Annotated in this window: 13 protein-coding genes and 1 other RNA gene; 12 read left to right on the forward strand and 2 right to left on the reverse strand. The window is 57.4% G+C overall.

Annotated features, from left to right (window positions below):
• Positions 1 to 29 precede the first annotated feature (29 nt).
• The 3 genes from rsmI (at position 30) to QSJ80_RS04820 (ending at position 2,334) form a co-directional block, all read left to right on the forward strand.
• Positions 30 to 869 carry a 16S rRNA (cytidine(1402)-2'-O)-methyltransferase gene (gene rsmI / locus QSJ80_RS04810; RefSeq protein WP_285763187.1) on the forward strand — a complete coding sequence of 280 codons (840 nt, stop codon included), beginning with the start codon at positions 30 to 32 and terminating at the stop codon, positions 867 to 869.
• Between the two features lie 35 nt (positions 870 to 904).
• An RNA gene (gene rnpB / locus QSJ80_RS04815) (RNase P RNA component class A) lies at positions 905 to 1,274 on the forward strand.
• A 244-nt stretch (positions 1,275 to 1,518) separates the two neighbouring features.
• Entirely contained in the window at positions 1,519 to 2,334 is an 816-nt protein-coding gene (locus QSJ80_RS04820; RefSeq protein WP_285763188.1) for a type II CAAX endopeptidase family protein, read from the forward strand.
• A gap of 85 nt (positions 2,335 to 2,419) precedes the next feature.
• Here QSJ80_RS04820 and QSJ80_RS04825 read toward each other — a convergent pair whose 3' ends face one another.
• Positions 2,420 to 3,217 (reverse strand): hypothetical protein, encoded by a 798-nt coding sequence (locus tag QSJ80_RS04825; RefSeq protein WP_285763190.1) that lies wholly within the window; start codon positions 3,215 to 3,217, stop codon positions 2,420 to 2,422.
• 680 nt (positions 3,218 to 3,897) lie between these two features.
• On the opposite strand from QSJ80_RS04825, the gene QSJ80_RS04830 reads away from it, so the two are divergent.
• Positions 3,898 to 5,364, forward strand: coding sequence for a hypothetical protein (locus QSJ80_RS04830; RefSeq protein WP_285763191.1), 1,467 nt, complete (start codon positions 3,898 to 3,900; stop codon positions 5,362 to 5,364).
• An 86-nt stretch (positions 5,365 to 5,450) separates the two neighbouring features.
• Positions 5,451 to 8,168, forward strand: coding sequence for a cation-translocating P-type ATPase (locus QSJ80_RS04835; protein WP_285763192.1), 2,718 nt, complete (start codon positions 5,451 to 5,453; stop codon positions 8,166 to 8,168).
• Between the two features lie 18 nt (positions 8,169 to 8,186).
• Here the strand turns inward: QSJ80_RS04835 and QSJ80_RS04840 are convergent, their stop codons facing one another.
• Positions 8,187 to 9,053, reverse strand: coding sequence for a peptidylprolyl isomerase (locus QSJ80_RS04840; RefSeq protein WP_285763193.1), 867 nt, complete (start codon positions 9,051 to 9,053; stop codon positions 8,187 to 8,189).
• 494 nt (positions 9,054 to 9,547) lie between these two features.
• Here QSJ80_RS04840 and mraZ point away from each other — a divergent pair, with 494 nt between their 5' ends.
• From mraZ to mraY, 7 genes are read left to right on the forward strand one after another with little or no spacing between them, the layout of a single operon-like run.
• Positions 9,548 to 9,991, forward strand: coding sequence for a division/cell wall cluster transcriptional repressor MraZ (gene mraZ / locus QSJ80_RS04845; RefSeq protein WP_285763194.1), 444 nt, complete (start codon positions 9,548 to 9,550; stop codon positions 9,989 to 9,991).
• Positions 9,992 to 10,010: 19 nt separating this feature from the next.
• The gene (gene rsmH / locus QSJ80_RS04850) at positions 10,011 to 10,952 is read left to right on the forward strand and encodes a 16S rRNA (cytosine(1402)-N(4))-methyltransferase RsmH (RefSeq protein ID WP_285763195.1); all 942 of its coding nucleotides are present in this window, start codon (positions 10,011 to 10,013) and stop codon (positions 10,950 to 10,952) included.
• Complete coding sequence (gene ftsL, locus QSJ80_RS04855; RefSeq protein WP_285763196.1) at positions 10,952 to 11,239, forward strand: cell division protein FtsL; 288 nt, start codon at positions 10,952 to 10,954, stop codon at positions 11,237 to 11,239. Before rsmH ends, ftsL begins: the two co-directional genes overlap by 1 nt.
• A 53-nt stretch (positions 11,240 to 11,292) precedes the next feature.
• A complete protein-coding gene (locus tag QSJ80_RS04860; protein ID WP_285763197.1) occupies positions 11,293 to 13,047 on the forward strand; it encodes a peptidoglycan D,D-transpeptidase FtsI family protein in 1,755 nt (584 codons plus the stop codon).
• Positions 13,044 to 14,558: a UDP-N-acetylmuramoyl-L-alanyl-D-glutamate--2,6-diaminopimelate ligase gene (locus QSJ80_RS04865; RefSeq protein WP_285763198.1), complete on the forward strand. Its 1,515-nt coding sequence runs from the start codon at positions 13,044 to 13,046 to the stop codon at positions 14,556 to 14,558. Before QSJ80_RS04860 ends, QSJ80_RS04865 begins: the two co-directional genes overlap by 4 nt.
• Complete coding sequence (locus tag QSJ80_RS04870) at positions 14,555 to 15,913, forward strand: UDP-N-acetylmuramoyl-tripeptide--D-alanyl-D-alanine ligase (protein WP_285763199.1); 1,359 nt, start codon at positions 14,555 to 14,557, stop codon at positions 15,911 to 15,913. The genes QSJ80_RS04865 and QSJ80_RS04870 overlap by 4 nt, the downstream gene beginning before the upstream one ends.
• Before the next feature lie 2 nt (positions 15,914 to 15,915).
• Positions 15,916 to 16,998, forward strand: a complete 1,083-nt coding sequence (gene mraY, locus QSJ80_RS04875) for a phospho-N-acetylmuramoyl-pentapeptide-transferase (RefSeq protein ID WP_285763200.1) — start codon at positions 15,916 to 15,918, stop codon at positions 16,996 to 16,998.
• Positions 16,999 to 17,006: the final 8 nt, after the last annotated feature.

Genomic DNA, 17,006 nt, shown 5'->3' on the forward strand with positions numbered 1-17,006 from the left:
AGGCCACAGTCCCGTCCGGAGGAAGATCGATGCTTGCGGAAAACGCCCTCTATATTGTTGCCACCCCGGTGGGCAATCTCGGGGATATGACGCCGCGTGCCGTGGATGTGCTCGCGGCGGTGGACATGGTGGCGGCCGAGGACACCCGTCACAGCCAGCGCCTGTTCGCCCATTTTGAAATCAATACGCCGCTGGCGGCATACCACGACCACTCCGGTGAGGGCCGGGTCGACTGGCTGCTGCAGAAACTGCACGACGGCGGCTCGGTGGCACTGATTTCCGATGCCGGCACCCCCCTGATTTCGGACCCGGGTTACCGCATCGTGCGCCGCGCGCGCGAGCAGGGCATCAAGGTGATCCCGGTGCCGGGGGCCTGCGCGTTTGTGGCTGCCCTGTCGGCGGCCGGCCTTCCGAGCGATCGCTTCAGTTTCGAGGGCTTCCTCGCCGCCAAGCCCGGTACCCGCCGCAACCAGCTGGAAAAGCTGGCAGCGGACACCCGCACCCTGGTGTTCTATGAAGCGCCGCATCGCGTGGCCGATACGCTGGCAGCCATGGCTGAGGTGTTCGGGGCGGGGCGCGAGGCGGTTATCGCACGCGAACTCACCAAGGCCTTCGAGACCATCCATTTTGCGCCGCTGGCGGAGCTGGCGGCGTGGGTTGCGGCGGATTCGAATCAGCAGCGCGGTGAAATAGTGCTGTTGGTGCGTGGCGCGCCGGAGCCGGGTGATGAGGGGCTGGACCCAGAGTCAATCCGGATCATGGAGATACTGCGGCAGGAGCTGCCGGTAAAACAGGCTGCCAAGCTGGCCAGCGAGATCACCGGTGTACGGAAAAAAACGCTGTACCAGTGGGCCATTGAAAAAGAATGATTGCCCGGGAGGGGCTTCATCATTACCCTATGCCGCGAGTTGGCTGGGCAATCGCTGTTCTTCTTCGGAAGAGTGGAGGAAAGTCCGGGCTCCATAGGGTATGACGCCAGGTAACGCCTGGGGGGCGCGAGCCTACGGAAAGTGCAGCAGAGAGTAGACCGCCGATGGCCTTCCCAGATTTCGGTCTGGGGGCACAGGTAAGGGTGAAAGGGTGCGGTAAGAGCGCACCGCGCAGCTGGTAACAGTCTGTGGCGATGGTAAACCCCGTCCGGAGCAAGACCAAATAGGCCCTCTACAGGTGTGACCCGCACTGAGGGCGGGTAGGTTGCTTGAGGTGTCTGGTGACAGGCATCCCAGATGAATGATTGTCCTCGACAGAACCCGGCTTACAGGCCAACTCACCAATTCCCATACATTCGGCCGCGGCTGCTAAATACGGCACCACCGCGGTTGAATGACCTTCCTCGCTCTCCTAGCTCGACAATATTCGTCAGGTTTCAATATTGGATTGTGTCTGGATGCCAGTGAGTCTCAATCAGGTTGGCTGGTATGAGCGTGCCATTTTTCGGGTGCCGGCTGTAATCGCGGTGCGCAGCCCGGGTATGTCAGAATGTGTTGATTCGTATTTTTGTACCAACACTGGAAAACCATGGCCAGACAGAATAATCACTCCCGCGAGCTGACTGAGTTCTTCCTGTTGAGCTTCTTGATCGCCTGGGCGGTTTGGATTCCAATCCTGCTGGGGCTCTTACCTGCCGCTTTGGTGCCGTTCGGGTTTTTGGGTCCGATTGTTGCCGCCACGACTCTCACGGCCAGAAATTCGGGCAAGGCCGGGCTGAAGAGTCTTTATGCCGGCCTGCTGAGGTTCAAGGTAAGCTGGGTTTGGTATATCGCGATATTGACGCCCGCGGCCATAACAACAGTTACCCATCTGGTTTTCTCATTCTTCTTCGGTTTTGAATCATTTATTGGGCTGGACAAGATTGTCATCAGTTACCTTGTGATCGCGGTATTCCTGATCCTCGAAGAGGTGGGCTGGCGAGGCTATGCGTTGCCGCGACTTTTGAACGGCCATAGTGCGCTCAAGGCGTCCTTGATTTTGGGCGTTGTATGGGCTGTCTGGCACTTCCCGTTCTGGTCAATTATCCCGATTGCGGGTGCGCCTGAGCCGTTTTTCCTCTTTTATATAACCGGCACCATGGGTGCGGTTTGCATGGCTGTGGTATTGACCTGGATCTACAAAAATACCGGTCGAAGCATTGCGCTGGCAACGCTCTGTCACGCGAGCTTCAATGCCACAGTCGGGGCAATCACATTTGATAAAAGCGTTGCGATCTATCACAACTTAATTCTTGTTGTTGTGGCAGTACTGGTCGCAGTGCTTTTGGTTGCGATATTTGGTGGCAAGGACCTGAGAAGGTCACGCTCAGGGGATGATCTCGATATGGTTGGCGCGGCCAATTAATCTGACTTCCCATGTCCAATACAGTGTAGCTAGTACGTAGGTTTTCCCGAGAGCGTGCTGGGCTTCATAAAATTCACTAATGTTATTAGACGGTGCTTTTTGGGGGGTGGGTTCGCCCCCTAAGTTTGAATGCGTAGACCAAAGCGAAAGTCAATACGATGCCCGCCAGCCATGTGATGCTATTTTGGCTCAATATGACTGAATAGATTGATACATACAGGCTTGAGTAGTTTGCCCAGGTCGCTGAGTTTCCGGCAAAGTTTACGAGAGCATGAGTTGCCAAAAAGGCAAGGAAGAAAAAGAAAAACGGGCTTTTCTTAAGCTCGATTCCTTTATCTTTTATGAGGATGGCAATAAATATTAATTCAACAGTAATATAGATAAGGTTTATACGTATCATACCGCTTAAATCACCGAAAACATCAGCGTCGAAAAGACGCGAAAGTGGAGATGGTAAAACTACGATGGCAGTGACTGCCATGTAGCGGGCATGGAGCGGCACTCGTTTTCTAAACCATATTGCTAATGCGCAAGAAAATGTGAACGCTAAGAGCATTCCGTGGTCAATCATGAAAAACGTAAGAGCCCAAAACTCACTAAGTTTTAAATCGGCCTGGCTTACGTACATTATGTGGACAGCGCTGGCAATAACTACCGGCGCTAACACAAAGGATGCTTTGCCAAGAGCGCGGTGCAATTCCTTTTTCTTCTGCCGGATCAAGGTCGATTGAGCAATGAGTAATACATACCAAAGAATCGCCGAAAGGCTGTGAATATGATGGGCGAGGCCGTTCGATGTTAGCTTTAAGAAATAGCTTGGTATGAAACCAGCGATTACTATTAGAAAGGAAATAAAGAAAAAGAGATTCGCGTTTTTATACATGATGTGCCCTAAGTTTTTGCTCGATTTTTCATCAGGTTTTTATATGGTTGCTGAGAAGTAACTCGGTCGTCTCTGCCTACTTTTCTCTCTTTCTCGTGTTTAAGTCCCCCGGAGTCCATACGGCTCTTCGCCCTGGGCCCACTGTGATTGAAGTGTTTCCAATGGTTTCGACATGCGCACCCCGCCCTTTTCTTGGTGTGAGATGTGCTCATAGAATGCTAATTCCCGCAGGAACTTTGATTGGTCTAGTTCCTTGATTGTTTCCCTGCCCAAAATCGTGTAGGCGTGATCCAGAAAAGCAATATGGTTTGCATTGTCTCCGCCGGGCGCTATGGGGGACATGCTTAGGGTAAGTAAAAGTATGTAGCTGCTTACGTTGAGGGAGGGCATATTTTCAGTTCCCGGGCGAAATTTTTATCTGAGTGAATATATTACAGCCCGGCAGGCGGGATAAAACGATTTATTTTTTAGGCTCTATTAGTAGAGCGTATCGCCTGAGTTATTGGTGGGTCGAGACGGTACGTTAACGCGTTGTTTTTAGTTGGATTTTTCATGATTCTTATGTAAAGAAGGGGGCGTTTTCTATTTAATGTAATGTTGTGTAATAAACGTGTATGGCGGAGATTTTTAGTATCTGTTACGTTGGCGCTTAAATTTCCCTGAAATGATACTGAATAGCTATGGAGTGGCATCAAATGTGTAGCCGGAGGCTTGTTCTATTTACCTTTCTATTGGTTTTCTTGCCGGCGTATGCCAACGCATCGTGGACAAAATATGAGTCCAGCAATTTTATAGTCTATTCGGATTATGCGGATAAAAGCGTAAAGAAAAAGATTGAGCGGCTAGAGCGCTTCAAGGCGACACTGAATAAATTGCTGTCAATTCCTGAGGCGGCCGGAAGGGTTCCGTTCGAAATATACTGGTTCAAGAATAGGCGCGAATTTCGAAAGTATACGGAAGATTTCGATACAGCAGGTTTTTTCCTCGATAGATTGGGCTCTCCGGTGATGGTTGTTGGGCCAGGTTACGGGGATGAGGTTCTGTTTCATGAGTATATCCACTTTCTTACGCGCAGGCTGGGTAGTTTCAAATATCCGCGTTGGTATGACGAGGGAATTGCCGAGTTCTATTCAACCATGGAGTTCAAAGGCGGCGATGCCATTGTTGGTGCAGTGCCAGATATCCGAAAGTCATGGTTGCAGCACAGGCCAAAGGTAAAGCTTTCCGAGCTATTGGAACATGGCTACCAATCACGCGGTTCCCAGTTTACTGCGCGATTTTATGCATCATCCTGGCTGCTCGTGCACCGCCTGATTCTCGGTTATATGAACAATATGCCGGATTACAATGATGGGCTTCGGGATTATCTGAAGCGCTATACCGAGGGCGAAAAAGGAGCCGAAGTATTTATGGCGAGTATTGGTGCGGATGAGGCGGACCTCCAATCCGAGCTTAGTCATTATGCTCGCAAGCGGAATTTAAAACTGGGTAGCATGAAGGCTCCGAAAGTTGCTGTACAAATACAAGCAGCCAGGCTCGATAAAGCTGAAGCTCTGAATGCTATGGTACGTCTGGCGCTTGCCAAAAACGACTGGAAATATGCAGAAGAGCTTTTGCGAGATGATGAGGCGACCCTGGATACAGAGGGCAGGGCTGTTTTGGCGATCATAGAGGGGCACGGAAATGAGGTGCCGGGCTCGGAAGTCGTATTGATTGAAGCTTTGGAGGCCAGTTCGGAGCTCAGCGGCGCAGCCAGTAATTTTCTCGGGCACGCATTGTTCGACCTGGCTGAAAAGCCGGGTGCCAGTAGTGAGCAAAACCTGATTGACGCAGTTAACTACCTGATGCAGGCAAGGGAGCAGGGGCAGCTTCATGGAGAGGCTCGTATGCTGGTTGAGGCGCTGTGGTCCCTTGGGCGAGAGGAGGAAGCTATCGCTGAAATTGTCCGATTAATTCAATCGAACCCCGCTAGCATCGCCACAAATATGCTTGCAGGTGAGTACATGATAAAAGCCCGGGCTCTCGATGAAGCAAAGTATTTCCTGAGGAAGGTGGTCAACTGGTCCCATTCGGAATCCCAGGTTAAATATGCAGAGAAATTGCTTGCGAAACTGGATTCAATAATCGCGGTGACAGAGGCGCCGTAGTCGTTGTGGCTCGCTATCGGGCAAATTGATCCTTCGTGGGGGCTGGCACATAATTGAATGGTCAAGGAACCGACTATCATCCCGCAGTGAAAGCCCAAGCCCTTTCCCATAAAGCTGGTCTGGAAGACTCCCACGCCTTGCCGGTTTCGGATGTTTTCCATCTGCTGGAAACCGGTGATGGGGGGCTGGCGGAGCGAGACGTGCTGCGGCGTGCGCAGCGCTATGGCAAAAATACATTGCCCGGTGTCGCTTTCACCCCTGCCTGGCAGCGCCTGCTGCACCAGGTCGACAATGCCCTGATTTATATCCTGATTGCCAGTGCGCTGGTGAGTTTCGCGCTGGGCCATGTGGTAGATGGCGGCGTCATCATCGCGGTGGTCATCATCAATGGCATCGTCGGTTTTATCCAGGAGGGCAAGGCCGAGGCGGCGCTGCAATCGATCCTTTCCATGATCCGCACCGAGAGTCTGGTGGTGCGCGACGGGGTCGCCACCTCCGTCGACAGTTCCGAGCTGGTACCCGGCGACTATGTGATGTTGCAGGCAGGCGACAGGGTGCCTGCGGATATCCGTATTTCCTGGTGCAAGGACCTGCGCTGTGATGAGTCTGCCCTGACAGGGGAGTCACAGCCGGTTGAGAAACAGGTAGAGCCGGTGGCGACAGATGCCCCGCTCGCGGAGCGTACCAGCATGGCCTACATGGGTACCATGGTGACCTATGGCGCGGCCCGCGGTGTGGTCTGCGATACAGGGCTCGCGACCCAGGTAGGCGGTATCAGTGAACTCGTGCGCCGGGCCAGCATTCCGGAAACGCCGCTGCAAAAACAGCTCAAGCGCTTCGCGCAGCAGCTGAGCGTGGGCATCCTGATTTTGTCCGTGGCGGCGATGCTGTTCGGGGTGTATTTCCGCGATTACGCGTTCGATGAGATGTTCCAGGCTGCGATTGGCATCGCGGTGGCGTCGGTGCCCGAGGGCCTACCCGCAATCGTCACCATTGCCCTTGCAATCGGTGTCCAGCGCATGGCGAGGAGCAATGCACTGGTGCGTCGCCTGCCTGGGGTGGAGGTGCTGGGCTCGGTGGACGTGATCTGTTCCGACAAGACCGGCACGCTCACCACCAATACCATGACGGCTCGGGAGCTGGTGGTGGGGTCAGGTAGCCTGGATATTTCCGGGGAGGGTTACCGGCCACAAGGTAACTTCCGTGACCGTTCCAGCGGTGCGCTGGTTGAAACGTCCCGTGACACACTGGTAACCCGGGCCTGCCTTGCGGCGATGCTTTGTAACGACGCGAGCCTGACGGAATCCGATGCCGACTGGGTGATGCACGGCGATCCCACCGAGGGTGCGCTGCTGGTAATGGCCTACAAATACGGCATCCGGCCGGGCAGTGTCGGCGGCAACTGGGCCCGTATCGACGAGCTCCCTTTCGAAACTGAAAAACGCTATATGGCTACCCTGCACCGGGAGACTGACGGTTCCGGTATTGCCATGATCAAGGGCGCGCCGGACCAGTTGCTGCAATCCTGCGTTTTCCAGTTGGGGGTGGCGGGCGAGGAGCCGCTTGACCTGCAGTACTGGCGGCGCCATCTGCATTCCCTGGCCGAGCGGGGCATGCGGGTAATGGCGCTGGCGCAGAAGAAGATTGCCAGCAGCGCGGCTGGCATTTCCCATGCCGATGTCGCCGAGGGGCTTACCATCCTTGCGCTGGTTGGCATCAGTGACCCGCCACGCGCGGAGGCCGTCGCCAGTATCCGCGCGTGTCACGAAGCTGGTATCCGGGTCAAGATGATTACCGGGGATAGCCCGGATACCGCGAGCGCCATCGGCGATGAGCTTGGGCTTGTTACTCATGAAGCGCAGACTGGCCGCGAGCTGGACGCGCTGGCAGAAGGGGAGTTGGCCCAGGTTGCTTCGCGGGTGGATATCTTTGCGCGCACCAGTCCCGCCAATAAACTGCAGCTGGTCAACGCCCTGCAGGCGCAGGGCCATGTGGTGGCCATGACCGGCGATGGGGTGAATGATGCGCCCGCACTGCGTACGGCAGATATTGGTGTGGCGATGGGCAAGAAGGGCACCGATGCTGCGCGTGAGGCGGCGGATATCATCCTCACCGATGACAATTTCGCCACCATCGTGCGTGCGGTGCAGGAAGGTCGCACCGTTTACGACAATATCGTCAAGTCGATCCTGTTTGTGTTGCCCACCAGTCTCGCCGAGGCGGCGGTAATCCTGATTGCGATTGTTGTGGGCCAGGTGCTGCCGATTACGCCGGCCCAGATCCTGTGGGTCAATATGATCACTGCGGTGACCCTGGCACTGGCGCTGGCACTGGAGCCACCAGAAGCAGGCTTGATGTTGCGACCGCCACGGGCCTCGTCGCAGGGCTTGATAACGGCAAACCTGGTGTCGAGGATTTTGCTGGTTGGCATCTGCTCGGCGCTGATTGTATTCGGCCTGTTCAGCTATTTCCGCGCGCAGGGAGAAAGCCTGGAGCTGGCCCGCAGTGTTGCGGTCAATGCGCTGGTCATGGTGGAGGCGGTGTACCTGTTGAGCTGCCGCCACCTGACCGCCTCCATATTCAGGCGGGATTTCTTTCGCGGTGCGTTGCCTGCATTCCTGGCAATTGCGATCGTGGCGCTGTTCCAGCTTGGCTTTACCTACCTGCCGGTGTCACAGCAACTGTTCGGGCTTGAGGCGCTGCATCTGCAGCACTGGATCGCAATCTTGCTGGCCTGCCTGCCATTGGTGCTTGCTGTGGAACTGGAAAAGTGGTTGTGGCGGTTAGGGCGGCCCCGCCAATAATTCGTTCGCTTTCCTCAGCTAGAGCTCCAGTTCGACGGCGTACTGCTCAACCATGCGTTGTATCTCTTCCTGAAAGCGCTGGTCTTTCTGTTCCCGCATAAAATCACGCAGCACCGTGGCGCGCACTTCCTGCAGTTTTGCCGGACGTTCCGGTTCGTAGTCGAGGAACAACACCAGGTGCAGTCCTCTGGGGGAGACGATTGGTCCCTGCCACCTTTCCCGGTCTGCATCCGTGGTGTTCAGCAGGTTCTGGGCAAACTGCTGGCCGAAGTGGGCATCCAGCATTTCGCGCTTTTGCCGTGCGTAGTTGTGCTGGTGTGGAAACGGGTCCCCCAGCTGCACGGCGTCCGCGGTGGATAATTTGCCCGCGTTCAGTTTTTTGAGGACTTTCTCCGCCCGCGCCATTGCACCTGCATCACTTTGGATAAAAACGTGAGTGAGGGAAAACTGCTCCGGCTGGCGATACAGGTCACGATGCCTGGAAAAGAAGGCCTGCAAGGCCTCTTTCGGTGGTTGCGCCGGCGGGCGGGTGGAGTCCTGGGCCATAAACTCCAGTTTCTGCACTAGCCGTTTTTTGATCACCGGGTCTTCCTGCGCGAGCTGCATGTCCATCGCCTGGCGGTAAAGCGCCTCCTCCCGGATGTACAGGTCGATGAGGTGATCGCGTTCAGCGGTGTTCATGCTTTGCAGGTGTCGACGTGCAGTCTGAAGATCCGGGGCCCGCGTCTGGTATTGCAGAAACTGGACCAGGCGCTCTTCCGTGACCCGGATGGCCCGCTCTTCGCTTCCCCATTCATGGCCGATGCTGAACAGCAGGCCGCCGAGGATGGCAAAATGCAGCAGTGGCTCTCGCAGCCAGCGTGTCATGCTCTGCGCTCCCTTCATCCCCAGTGTTCCTTTTGCTCGATTCCGTTGTTCGATTCCGCTCCTGTCAGGCACAGCCGGATCCTGCCGTCCGTGATTGACCTGACTTTCCGTAATCAGTCTAGAACAGGCGTCCAGCCGGTCTGCCCGGGAGCTGAAGAGATGCGCGTCGGATTTCCACTTTATTGGCGCCGGGGATTTGTTAGTGCCAACTAACTTTTATTCACCGTCCAAACTTAAAGTAATTTCTCACGTAAAGAATGTAAGTGCTTGCTTGCGCTCATTTCGTAGCCGAGCAACCATCAGTTGGCGGTAGCGCTGGCGGCAATTTCCCCTTTTGTATCAACAAGATAACGGTGTGATTCCTTGACTTTGCAAGGGGTGGGAATATAGTGGCCTAAGTGGAAAAAAGTGGAGAAATGTGGGTGCAGGTGGGAAGTTAGTGGGTAATTACCCCGCCCTGGCGCCTCTCTCCAAAAAATAACTGGGTAAATCTACAGCAAAAATCGTCACCCATGTATCTCGGAAGCCATGCCATCAATATGGACGCCAAGGGGCGTCTGGCCATACCCGCGCGGATTCGCGAGGGGCTTATGGCTGCGTGTGGCGGGCGTCTGGTGATGACCGCGCACACCGAGGAGCGTTGCCTGCTGGTGTACCCGGAGCCCCAGTGGCAGGAAATCCTGCCAAATATCGAAGCTCTGCCAAGCTTTAATAAAGTGGCACGCCGGACCCAGCGCCTGCTGATCGGTTATGCCTGTGAGCTGGAGATGGATGCCAACGGCCGCGTGCTGGTTCCGCCTACGCTTAGGGAGTACGCCGGTCTGGAAAAGAAGCTGATGTTGGTGGGCCAGGGCAAGAAGCTGGAGCTCTGGAGCGAGCCGCGCTGGATGGAATGGATTGACGACAGCGAAGGCGACGATGAGATTCCGCCCGAGATGGCGTCCCTTTCCCTGTAATCCGACCTGGGGGTAATAGATGTCGCAGGAGCTCCACAAGACGGTATTGCTGGATGAGGCGGTCGATGCACTGGTGACCGATGCCTCCGGCTTTTATGTGGACGGTACCTTCGGGCGCGGCGGCCACAGTGGTGCGATCCTGGCGCAGCTCGCGGACAGCGGGCAGCTGCTGGCAATCGACAAGGATCCGCAGGCCATTGCCTACGGGCAGGAAAAATTTGCCGGTGAAGAGCGCCTCGCGCTGTATCACGGTTCCTTTGCGGAGCTGTCTGATGCGGTGGCCGGGCGAGGTATGTCCGGGCAGGTTACCGGCATATTGCTGGACCTGGGGGTGTCATCGCCTCAGCTGGATGAGGCGGAACGCGGTTTCAGCTTCCTTCAGGACGGGCCGCTGGATATGCGCATGGACACCACCCGCGGTATGAGCGCGGCGGAGTGGGTCAACACCGCGGAAGAGTCTGAGATTGCGCGGGTATTTAAGGAATTTGGCGAAGAGCGCTTCGCAAGACGCATGGCGGGCGCCATCTGCAAGCGCCGCGAGGAAAAGCCGTTTAGCCGTACCGGCGACTTGGCAGAAGTGGTCAAGGCGGCAAACCCGGCCTGGGAAAAAGGCAAGCACCCGGCCACGCGGGCATTTCAGGCCATTCGCATCCATATCAATGGAGAGCTGGAAGACCTGCAGAAGACGCTGGCCAGTGCGCTGGAAGAATTGAAGCCCGGTGGTCGCCTGGTGGTGATCAGTTTCCACTCGCTGGAAGACCGCATGGTGAAGCGTTATTTCCGCGAGCAGGAAAAGGGCCCGCAGTTGCCCAAAGGGTTGCCGGTGATGGAGTCACAGGTACCGAGGACCATCCGCACCATCGGCAAGGCGATCAAGGCCAGTGCCGAGGAAGTGGGTGGCAATGTGCGTTCCCGCAGCGCCGTTATGCGGGTTGCAGAGAAGCTGCCGGGTGCCGCCTGATGGGCGGCGCAGTAAAAAAGTCGCTGTGGCTGGCGGCCCTGTGGTTTGGTGTGCTGGCTTCCGCCATTGGCGTTGTACACAGCACACACCAGTCGCGCTCACTGACAGCGCAGCTGGTGCAGATGCAAAAGGCGCAGGATGAGTTGCGCTTTGAGCGGGAGCGGTTGTTGATCGAGCGCGGTGCCTTCTCGGCCTATAGCCGGATCGAACAGGCAGCGCGGGAAGAACTGGATATGAGGATGCCCACCGAAGACGAAAGGATTCTGGTGGATGCGAGCGGTAAGTAAATAGAGGCGCGAATAAAAGCGCACAAAAAACGGGTATGGGGACCTGAGCACCTATGGGCGCAACCAAGGTTAAGCAGATTCAGCCGGGTATTCCCCGCTGGCGCTTTGCGCTGGTGGCGGCATGCCTTGTTGTGATGTGTGGCGCGTTGGTCGTGCACCTGGCGAAATTGCAGGTGGTGCCCTCCGAGGATCGCGGCTTTGAGTTCCTGCAGGAAGAGGGGCGCGCGCGCACCCTCCGTACCGAAAGCATCGCCGCTTACCGCGGCAGTATCGTGGATCGCAATGGCGAGCAGCTGGCGGTAAGCACCCCGGTCTCCACCGTATGGGCCAACCCCAAGCAGCTGGCCCAGGCGGCTGACCGCTTGCCGCAGCTGGCGAGTGCGCTCGGCATGAGCGAGAAGGCGCTCAGGGCGAAGCTGAAAAATTACCGCAATAAAGAGTTTATGTACCTGAAGCGCCGTGTGGATCCATCCGAGGCGCAACAGGTGCTGGCGCTGGATGTTCCGGGCGTGTTCGAGCGTAGCGAATATCGCCGTTATTACCCGGCCGGTGAAGTGGCGGCCCACATCGTCGGCTTTACCGATATCGACGATCGCGGCCAGGAAGGTATGGAGCTGGCCTTTGACGAGTGGCTGAACGGAACCCCCGGCAAGAAGCGCGTGGTCAAGGATCTCAAGGGGCGTGTGGTACAGGATCTGGCTTTGCTGGAAGAAGCGCAGCCCGGTGGCAACCTGCAGTTGACGATCGATCTGCGCCTGCAATACCTGGCCTATAGGGAGCTGAAGGCGGCAGTAGCGGAAAACAATGCATCGTCCGGGTCCATGGTGATTCTCGACGCGGACACAGGGGATGTGCTGGCGATGGTGAACCAGCCATCGTTCAACCCCAACGACCGGAAGACAGCAAAACCGGGCACCACCAGAAACCGGGCAATAACAGATCAGATTGAACCCGGGTCAGTGATGAAAGCACTGACCATGATGGCAGCACTGGAAAGCGGGCGCTTTACGCCCGCTTCGGTGTTTCAGACGAGCCCTGGCTGGATCCATATCGGCGGCAAGACGTTCAAGGACCCGGTCAACTACGGCAGCCTGGACCTGGCCGGCATCCTGATGAAATCCAGCCAGGTGGGTACCACCAAGCTGGCGATGGAGCTCGAGCCCGATGCGGTACGCGACCTGTTTTACCGCGCAGGCCTGGGTGAGTCCGTGGGCACCGGTTTCCCGGGCGAATCCGCCGGCAAGCTGCCGAGCCGCACTCGCTGGCATCCGGTGGAGCGCGCCAACTTCGCCTTCGGTTACGGCCTTACCGTGAGCGCCCTGCAGCTTGCCCAGGCATACAACGTGATTGCCAACAAGGGCGTGAAGAAGTCGGTCAACCTGGTTGTGGGAGATGCCGCCGTGCATACCGAAGAGCAGGTGGTGGAAGAAAAGGTCGCGAAGCAGGTCGTGCGCATGATGACCACCGTGACCGGCGATGCCGGTACCGGTAAGCGTGCCCGGGTAGAGGGCTACACCGTTGCCGGCAAGACCGGTACGGCGCGCAAGGTGACATCAAAAGGTTATTCGGAAGACCGGCATCGCTCGGTCTTTGCGGGTTTTATTCCGGCGGATGAGCCGCGCCTGGTGGCGGCAATCGTGGTGGAGGACCCGGGTAATGAAAAATATCACGGTGGCGATGTGGCGGCACCGGTGTTTGGCAAGGTAATGGAATCTGCAATGCGCATGCTGGGCGAGTCGCCGGAATCTGACCGCGATCCCGCCAAGCAACTTGCTGCGCAGGTGCAGAAACGGGAGACAGCAATATGAGCCAGCGCAGTATTTCGCTCAAGCAGCTGGTGCCCGGCTACGCAGGCATTCCCGAACTGGAAGTGACTGGCGTGGCACTGGACAGCCGCAAGGTTGTACCGGGTGGCCTGTTTATGGCGATTCCCGGCAGTGTGGTGGACGGCCGCGATTATATTCCGCAGGCCATAGACAAAGGCGCGGCCGCCATCCTGTGTGAGGCGGATGCGGTCAGTTGCGAACAGCGTGAAGGCGTCACCATTTGTGGCGTGCCGGGGCTTGCGGCGCGCATCGGTGAAATTGCCGCGCGTTTTTACGGCAAGCCGACAGAGTCCATTTACCTGGTGGGCGTGACCGGTACCAATGGCAAGTCGACCTGTGCCTACCTCGCGACACAGCTACTCGCGGCCCACTTCGGTAGCGCGGGCCTGATGGGGACCATCGGTAACGGCGTTTGGCGCGATGGCGACATCGACCTGGTGGAAACCGGGTTGACCACCCCGGACCCGGTACGCCTGCAGGAAGAATATGCGACGTTCCATGAGCAGGGCGTGCGCGCCGCGGCCATGGAAGTTTCCTCACACTCGCTCGACCAGGGCCGGGTGCACGGGCTGACATTTGATACGGCAATTTTTACCAACCTGAGCCGCGACCACCTGGATTACCACGGCACCATGGCCGCTTATGGATCGGCCAAGGAAAAACTGTTTGGCCTGCCGAAGATGCGTTTTGGCGTGATCAATGTGGACGACCCCTTCGGTGCCCAGCTGGCGGAGCGGGTCAAATTGCGCGGCCTCAAGGTAATCACTTACGGACTGCAGGGCGGCGATGTACGCGCGACGGAACTGCGCCGCCTTGAGCAGGGCTTTGTGGTCAAGCTCACTACCCCCTGGGGTGAGGGTGAGCTGCATGCCGCGCTGATGGGTGACTTCAATATCCACAACGCGCTGGCGGTGGTGGCCGCCGCAAAATGTGCCGGCATGCCGTTCGAGAAAATCCTCGAGGTGTTCCCGAGCCTGCGCGCGGTGCCGGGGCGCATGGAGCGAGTGGAGAGCGATGCTGGAGATGATGATATCTCCGTGCTGGTGGATTACGCCCACACGCCGGACGCACTGCGTGCAGCACTGGCGGCGGTGCGCCCTTATTGCCGCGGCCGCTTGTGGTGTGTGTTTGGTTGCGGCGGTGATCGCGACAGCGGCAAGCGCGCGCCAATGGGGCGCATTGCATCGGAAATGGCGGATGTCGCGGTAGTGACCAGCGACAACCCGCGCACCGAGGATCCGCAGGCGATTATCCGCGATGTCCTCGAAGGTGCGGCGGACAGCGCCCGGGTGGAGCCGGATCGCGCGAAAGCAATCGCCATGGCGGTTAGTGAAGCGGCCCCCGGCGATATCGTGTTGATCGCGGGCAAGGGACACGAGGATTACCAGATCATCGGCAAGGAACGCACGCATTTCTGTGATCGCGAGCATGCCGAGCAACAGCTGGCTTTACGGGCCACTGGTAAAGCGCAGGACGCAGGAGGGACAGCATGATCGAAGCGCTTTCCCTGCAGCAATTGCAGCAGCGTTTTGGTGGAGAGTTACACAACGGCGATGCCTGTTTCACAGGTGTCGGTACCGACTCACGTAATGTCGCCGAGGGTGACCTGTTCGTTGCGTTGAGCGGTGAGAATTTTGATGCGCACGATTTTGTCGCTTCCGTGGCGGACAAGGTGTGCGGCGTGATTGTCTCGCGTCACCTGCCGGACGTGAATGTGCCTCAGTGGCAGGTAGATGACACGGTAATCGCGCTGGGCCAGGTGGCCATGCTCTGCCGTGAAAAATTCTCCGGCAAGGTTATCGGCATCACCGGTTCCTGTGGCAAGACCACGGTGAAGGAAATGCTGGCCGCTGTGTTGCAGCAGAAGCACAACGTCTGTGTGACGCGTGGCAACCTGAACAATCATATCGGTGTGCCGCTGACCCTGTTTGGGCTCGGTCACGAGCACGAAGTGGCGATTATTGAGATGGGCGCCAGTGGCCCGAGTGAAATCGGCTACCTGTGTAGCCTTGCCAGGCCGCAAGTCACCGGCATCACCAATGTGCAGCCGGCACATGTGGAAGGTTTTGGCTCCATCCAGGGCATCGCCAATGCCAAGGGCCAGATCTACAGCGGCCTCGAGCAAAATGGTGTGGCGGTGGTCAATGTGGACGACGATTTTGCGCCGCAGTGGTTGAACGCCATGCGCAGCGATATCGCCACCACCCGCGTATCGGTCGAACAGGCAGCGGATATTTTTGCCACTGACGCCAGTGTGAATGACGCGGGCTTTGCCAGCTTCACCCTGCACATCGGTGACAAGGCATTGCCGGTCAACCTGAAGGTCCTGGGTGGCCACAATGTGGCCAATGCGGTGATGGTCGCCGGCCTGGCCCGGGGTGTTGGACTTGAGGCGGAAGAGATCGTTGCCGGGATCGAGCAGTTCACCGGTGTTGCCGGACGTATGGCAGAGAGCGAGGGGCACGGTGCGTCACGCGTGATCGACGACAGCTATAACGCCAATCCCGGCTCCGTTACTGCGGCAATCAAGATGCTTGCCACTCGTGCCGGCAAGCGCGTGCTGGTGCTCGGCGACATGAAGGAACTGGGTGAGGACGCGCTCGAGCAACACCGCAATATGGGGCGCCTCGCGCGTCAGAGCGGTATCGACGCGCTGTACACCATTGGAGAGCTGGCTTCTGCCGCTTCGGAAAGTTTTGGCGCAGACGGGCGTCACTATCCGGATCGGCAGGCACTGGTTCGAGAATTATCAGCCCAGCTGGACGAGCACACGACGGTGCTGGTCAAGGGCTCCCGCAGTGCGCGCATGGAGTTGATCGTGCAGGCACTGACACAAGAGGAAGGTTAATCATGCTGGTTTGGCTGGCCGAGTATTTACAGCAGTACGTAAGTGGTTTCTCGGTATTCCAGTACCTGACCGTGCGCGCGATTCTGGGAGTGCTGACGGCACTGGGAATTTCCCTGATCGTCGGTCCCAAGATGATCTACTGGCTGAACCATATGCAGGTCGGCCAGGCGGTGCGCGATGACGGCCCCGAGAGTCACCTGAGTAAATCGGGTACGCCGACCATGGGCGGCACCCTGATTCTGGCTGCGATCTTCGCGTCAGTGCTGCTCTGGGCGGACCTGTCGAATCGCTATGTGCTGGTGACCATGGCGGTGACCTTTATTTTTGGTGCGGTCGGCTTTGTCGATGATTACAAGAAGGTGGTGGAGAAGAACCCACGCGGCCTGATTGCGCGCTGGAAATATTTCTGGCAATCGGTGGCGGGCCTGGGCGCTGCGATCTACCTGTATATGACCGCGGCCACGCCCGCGGAAACGCAGCTGATTATTCCGTTCTTCAAAAATGTGGCGCTGGATCTGGGCCCCATGTACATCGTGCTGACGTACTTCGTCATCGTCGGCACCAGTAACGCGGTCAACCTGACCGACGGACTGGATGGCCTCGCGATCATGCCCACGGTACTGGTTGGCGGTGCGCTGGGTGTTATCGCCTATCTGGTGGGTAACGCGCAGTTTGCGCCTTACCTGCATATCCCGTTTATCGCGGGGGCCGGTGAGCTGGTGGTGTTCTGCGCGGCACTTGGCGGTGCGGGGCTCGGGTTCCTGTGGTTCAACACCTATCCCGCACAGGTATTTATGGGGGATGTAGGCGCGCTGGCACTGGGTGCGGCGCTCGGGGTGATGGCGGTGATCGTACGCCATGAAATTGTGCTGTTCATTATGGGCGGCGTATTTGTGCTGGAGACGGTGTCGGTCATTCTGCAGGTCGCTTCTTTCAAGCTGACCGGCAAACGGATTTTCCGGATGGCGCCGCTGCATCACCACTATGAATTGAAAGGGTGGCCTGAACCGCGCGTGATCGTGCGCTTCTGGATCATCACCGTTGTACTGGTCCTGTTCGGGCTGGCAACACTGAAACTCAGATAAAAAGACTG

The organism is Biformimicrobium ophioploci, from assembly GCF_030270605.1.
Classification (GTDB): domain Bacteria; phylum Pseudomonadota; class Gammaproteobacteria; order Pseudomonadales; family Cellvibrionaceae; genus Biformimicrobium; species Biformimicrobium ophioploci.

Bases quoted from the DNA above. Each gene is read 5' to 3' on its own strand.
- rsmI (WP_285763187.1), top strand. From the start codon at position 30: ATGCTTGCGGAAAACGCCCTCTATATTGTTGCCACCCCGGTGGGCAAT.
- QSJ80_RS04820 (WP_285763188.1), top strand. From the start codon at position 1,519: ATGGCCAGACAGAATAATCACTCCCGCGAGCTGACTGAGTTCTTCCTG.
- QSJ80_RS04825 (WP_285763190.1), bottom strand. From the start codon at position 3,217: ATGTATAAAAACGCGAATCTCTTTTTCTTTATTTCCTTTCTAATAGTA.
- QSJ80_RS04830 (WP_285763191.1), top strand. From the start codon at position 3,898: ATGGAGTGGCATCAAATGTGTAGCCGGAGGCTTGTTCTATTTACCTTT.
- QSJ80_RS04840 (WP_285763193.1), bottom strand. From the start codon at position 9,053: ATGAAGGGAGCGCAGAGCATGACACGCTGGCTGCGAGAGCCACTGCTG.
- mraZ (WP_285763194.1), top strand. From the start codon at position 9,548: ATGTATCTCGGAAGCCATGCCATCAATATGGACGCCAAGGGGCGTCTG.
- rsmH (WP_285763195.1), top strand. From the start codon at position 10,011: ATGTCGCAGGAGCTCCACAAGACGGTATTGCTGGATGAGGCGGTCGAT.
- ftsL (WP_285763196.1), top strand. From the start codon at position 10,952: ATGGGCGGCGCAGTAAAAAAGTCGCTGTGGCTGGCGGCCCTGTGGTTT.
- QSJ80_RS04860 (WP_285763197.1), top strand. From the start codon at position 11,293: ATGGGCGCAACCAAGGTTAAGCAGATTCAGCCGGGTATTCCCCGCTGG.
- QSJ80_RS04865 (WP_285763198.1), top strand. From the start codon at position 13,044: ATGAGCCAGCGCAGTATTTCGCTCAAGCAGCTGGTGCCCGGCTACGCA.
- QSJ80_RS04870 (WP_285763199.1), top strand. From the start codon at position 14,555: ATGATCGAAGCGCTTTCCCTGCAGCAATTGCAGCAGCGTTTTGGTGGA.
- mraY (WP_285763200.1), top strand. From the start codon at position 15,916: ATGCTGGTTTGGCTGGCCGAGTATTTACAGCAGTACGTAAGTGGTTTC.